This is a genomic window from Methylobacterium sp. GC_Met_3 (genome assembly GCF_026540775.1).
In the GTDB taxonomy this organism is placed as follows: domain Bacteria; phylum Pseudomonadota; class Alphaproteobacteria; order Rhizobiales; family Beijerinckiaceae; genus Methylobacterium.
Genome location: NZ_JALNUL010000119.1, coordinates 1 through 4,306 on the forward strand (window position 1 = coordinate 1; position 4,306 = coordinate 4,306).

General features: G+C 59.3%; 3 protein-coding genes. 2 read left to right on the forward strand and 1 reads right to left on the reverse strand.

Annotation, left to right across the window (positions count from 1 at the left end; genetic code table 11):
- Window positions 1-776: 776 nt before the first annotated feature.
- Window positions 777-1,859, reverse strand: a complete 1,083-nt coding sequence (locus tag OXS27_RS31790; protein WP_267361641.1) for a glycosyltransferase family 1 protein — start codon at window positions 1,857-1,859, stop codon at window positions 777-779.
- A gap of 1,031 nt (window positions 1,860-2,890) precedes the next feature.
- On the opposite strand from OXS27_RS31790, the gene OXS27_RS31795 reads away from it, so the two are divergent.
- Window positions 2,891-4,036 (forward strand): glycosyltransferase, encoded by a 1,146-nt coding sequence (locus OXS27_RS31795; RefSeq protein ID WP_267361642.1) that lies wholly within the window; start codon window positions 2,891-2,893, stop codon window positions 4,034-4,036.
- A 63-nt stretch (window positions 4,037-4,099) separates the two neighbouring features.
- Window positions 4,100-4,306: sugar phosphate nucleotidyltransferase (locus tag OXS27_RS31800; RefSeq protein WP_267361644.1), on the forward strand; the 207-nt coding region annotated here is incomplete at its 3' end.

A 4,306-nucleotide genomic window follows, 5' to 3' on the forward strand; every position in this document is an offset into this window, starting at 1 on the left:
AAGTGAGCGGACCGCGCCCGACGTCTTTCGGCCGCAGGCTTCGACCACCCGCCTCATTATAACGACGCATTTCCGCGTACAGCGGCTGTTCCCTGAGGCGGCACCTCGTCCTCGTTCGGCCACTTGATCTGTGGGAGCACGTCCTCTGGCCGCCCCGCTGGCAAGGCGTCCATCTCTCAAATCACATCGGCCGTCGATACATCGGGCCGCGTCGAGCGCCCGATACCGAGATCGCGAGCAGCCTCGCGGCGGAAGCGCCTGCTCGTCTGTGCCCGTTTTACGACCTCAGTACGACATGTAGATGTCAGCTTCCAGTAATCCATCAAAATGACTCGTCTTCAAGTAAGATTTTCTCGGCTTTCGCGGAGTGATTAGAGTCCTGCTCGATGCGCCAGCATGGCCTGGTCCAGCTGACGCGCTCGGCCAGGGCCAACTCCGACGGCAGCCTCAAGCGTCCGTGTTTCGTCGGCGCACCCTCGCCGCTCGATCGGAACCGGACTTCGCTTTGCGATTCGTGTCGCCGCCGATCGCGACGCTGGTGTGGGGGGCAACGCGGTCGACGCTGTACGTAAAAGTCGCGCCACCCCGTATTCCGTATTTACGGCTGCGGTGACACCGGGCGTTACACCCCCGACCCGTGTATCCCGGATTCAGTCCAAGGCGAAATGCGCCTTGACGTCAGAACCGATCGAACCATCTCATCCAGACCGAGACTCGCCACGTCAGCGCAACCTTTCTGTTCCCGTTCGCGAGTGATCCTAAGAGCTGGCCGACATTCATTCGCGGATCAAATCTGCATACGCCTCTGCCGTCGTTTTCCAGGAAAATCGATTTACTCTATGATGGCCGGCGGCGATAAGCTCCGCTCTCAGTTGCTGGGATCGCCTGAGCGTTTCGATATGCTTGACCCAGGCTGCTGGGTCGTCCGGCGCAGCCATTAGCGCGGCATCTCCGCAGACTTCGGGCATGCTCGCGCGATTGGAGGATATGACAGGGCAGCCGAGCGCCATCGCCTCGACGATCGGAAGCCCAAATCCTTCCGTCCAAGATGGAAATACAAGGCACAGCGCGCGTCCCATCAGGTAAGCCAGATCGTTATCGTCTATCCGACCAATAAATACGACGTTGTCGCCGCCGGTTAGAGCGTCGTTGGAATATATCTTGGAGGATCCGCCGGCGACAATGACGTCAATGCCGTCTTCGCCGAGCCTCGGGGCGATATCCATGATGAGCTGCATATTCTTGTGCGGAGCACGGGAGCCGAGAACGAGGATGAACGGACGCCCAGCTCCGCTTCGTCTGCCGTTTACGATCGCCGGGGCGGATTGAGCCAGTTGTGGCTTCCACTCGAGTGCGTGCTCGTGGCCGTTTGGCAGAACGATAATTTTTGAGGCGGGTATTGGAAGGTACTTTGCTATCTGTCTTGCGGAGTCGGCCGAAACACTTGTTATATGAGAAGATTTCCTAACGATTGAATTTTGCAGAAATCGATAATAGAGCCGAAAGTAAACGCTGTAACTTTCTGGTTTGATGAAAACATTTGCATCATGGATGCAAATGACTTGTTTTGTCTTTGCGGCCGGTGCAGTATTGCAAAGGTTGAGCAATTTCCCACGCCACTGCGCTGGCAGGATGAACTGCTCCCAGGCGTGCCCGCCGATGGGCCCGAATTCGACGAGGGGCATCCGCGGCAGGAGCGGGTTGGTAGCGCCGCCCGGTGCCAGGATCGGCGCCGATTCATTCAACGTATCGAGGACCTCGTTGAGATGACGCGCGACGTTCAGGGCGTATCTCTGAACACCCGTGAGATTTTGAGTGAGAAACCGCCCATTCATGGCGAATTCGGATCTCAATGCCATCGTGTTGTTCCTGGAATCGTGAGCTCTGAACGCGCGCGCGACCTGAACATGGAGAAAATACCGGCGGTGTTCGTGGCTCTATAGGTTCGGCTTGTCCCATCGCCGTGATGGCTTCGGACAGTGATTCGGGGACGGCTTCCGCAGCGCGAGGATGATGAAGCGCACGCCAAAGGGCCCCTGAGACCGTTCTCGTACGGAGGGCGGAGCAATTGTGCTCCGGATCGGCAGGGTCGAACCCCGCCCAATGGAGCGGACGCGTCGGTGTCCCCGGGGTGGCCCTCAGCGACAGCGTGGGATCGCCCTAGGCGGGTTCGGTCGAGCGGCACAGCCCTGCGCCATGGAGAACGGAACGTCGTGGCTGCCGGCCCGGCGTTGCCAAGCAACGTCGGAGGGTGTCCCGCGCCATGCCACCCTCGATAAGACAGCTCGCCCCGCATGTCGAACTCATCGATACGCTGCCGCCATAGAACGGTCGACGGGCGGCCCACCGGCATGCTTCGACTCATACCTGTGCATGCGGCCCGCTCTGGTGTGCCATTTCCGTCCATCTGGATACACAACGTTTTCAAGGCGACTAGCCCCTGCCATGTGTCAGAGTGGAGCGGCGTTCCCGGAAAATGGCCACAGCTCAAACGCAGCTCTGGACGGCTGTGCCTTGAGACGAGGGATCCGGGCCCGCGATCAGCTGTTCCTAGCGAGGGGGCTAGCCCGCAAACGTCTTTGCCGCGTTGCGCGCCCGAGAGATCGACCGCAGCGCTGCGCGTAGCAGGCCACTTTCCTGACTCAGCAATTCCCGACCGAGACGGCGTCCGCAGTTTGGGGAGGTGAGTATACCGCAACCATGGTCTATAGGTGCCTGTGGGATAATTCGGCTTCGGCCGAACGATCGTCTTGCCAAGAGCATGGTCTCCCCGGCCGGCCGGTGACAGGTTCCCTGACAGGGATCATTGCTCGCCACCGGCGGACCCGGTGCCCGTCGAGGTTGCGCGAGCGACGCTGCGGGAAACTGTTCACTCGCAGAGGCTCGTTTTATGAAGGTTGCGATCGTTCACTACTGGCTGGTCGGAATGCGAGGCGGAGAAAAGGTCGTCGAGGCGCTGTGCAAACTTTATCCCGAGGCCGATATCTTCACACACGCATACGCGCCACAAGACATATCGCCGATCATCAATGCTCATCGGATTCGCACGTCGTTCATCAGTAAGCTGCCCCGCGCTACAAAGAAATACAAGTCTTACCTTCCGCTGATGCCGATGGCATTGGAGCAGCTTGATCTGCGTGGATACGACCTCATCATCAGCAGCGAATCTGGCCCTGCGAAGGGCATAATTCCGCCGTCGGACGCTGTTCACATCTGCTACTGTCACTCTCCGATGCGTTATGTCTGGAATATGTATCACGACTATCGCGACCGGACGGGTCTCATCACGCGAATCGTGATGCCACCGTTGGCTCATTACATCAGAAACTGGGACGCGATATCGGCAGGCCGCGTTCAGGAGTTCGTCGCCAATTCGGTCACCGTCGCCCGACGGATCGAAACGTACTATCACCGTCCGGCGACGGTCATTCACCCGCCGGTCGATACGGCGGCTTTCGAAAGGGTTTCAAGCGAGGAGATCGGCGATTATCACCTGATGGTGGGCGAACTCGTCCGTTACAAGCGGCCGGAACTAGCGATCAAGGCGTTCAATCGACTGAAAAAGCCCCTGGTGGTGATCGGGGGCGGAGAGATGCTCCGGGAGCTCCGCGAGATGGCTGGCCCTCACGTGAGGATGCTTGGCCCGCAACCCTTCGAGGCCCTGAAACATCATTACGCCCGATGCCGAGCCCTGATCTTCCCGGGTGAGGAAGATTTCGGCATCGTTCCTGTGGAGGCCATGGCGAGCGGTCGCCCAGTCGTAGCTTACGGCAGAGGCGGGGTCACCGAGACCGTCATAGACGGCGTGACCGGAAGTTTCTTCCACGAACAATCGGTCGATGCGCTGATCGATGCTGTCCATCGGTGTGAAGCGCTGGCGCCGGATCCCGCCCGGATCGTCAGCCGCGCTGCGGAATTCGGGATCGACCGTTTCTCGAATGAGATTGGAGCGTTCATTCAGGCGGTTATGGAGAATAGTAAATCTGGTCAGAACCGGGCCGAACGTGAGCCTAGTCTGGCTTATCCCATCAAATAATTGATGGCACGCCAGATCGTCCGTTTGTATTGAATTCTAAGATTCATTGAAAGTAGTGTCGACATGGATGAACGACTGACTGCAATCCACCCGATGATCCTCTGTGGGGGAACGGGGACGCGCCTGTGGCCGGCCTCGCGCGAGAGCATGCCCAAGCAGTTCGCCAAGCTGGTGGACGCGAAGGTCTCGACCTTCCAGGCCAGCCTGGAACGGGTCGCCGACACGGGCGTGTTCGCGACGCCGACCGTCATCGCCTCGGCCGAGGCGCGT

Coding starts and splice junctions, on each gene's coding strand:
- OXS27_RS31790 (WP_267361641.1), bottom strand. CDS start 1,859: ATGGCATTGAGATCCGAATTCGCCATGAATGGGCGGTTTCTCACTCAA.
- OXS27_RS31795 (WP_267361642.1), top strand. CDS start 2,891: ATGAAGGTTGCGATCGTTCACTACTGGCTGGTCGGAATGCGAGGCGGA.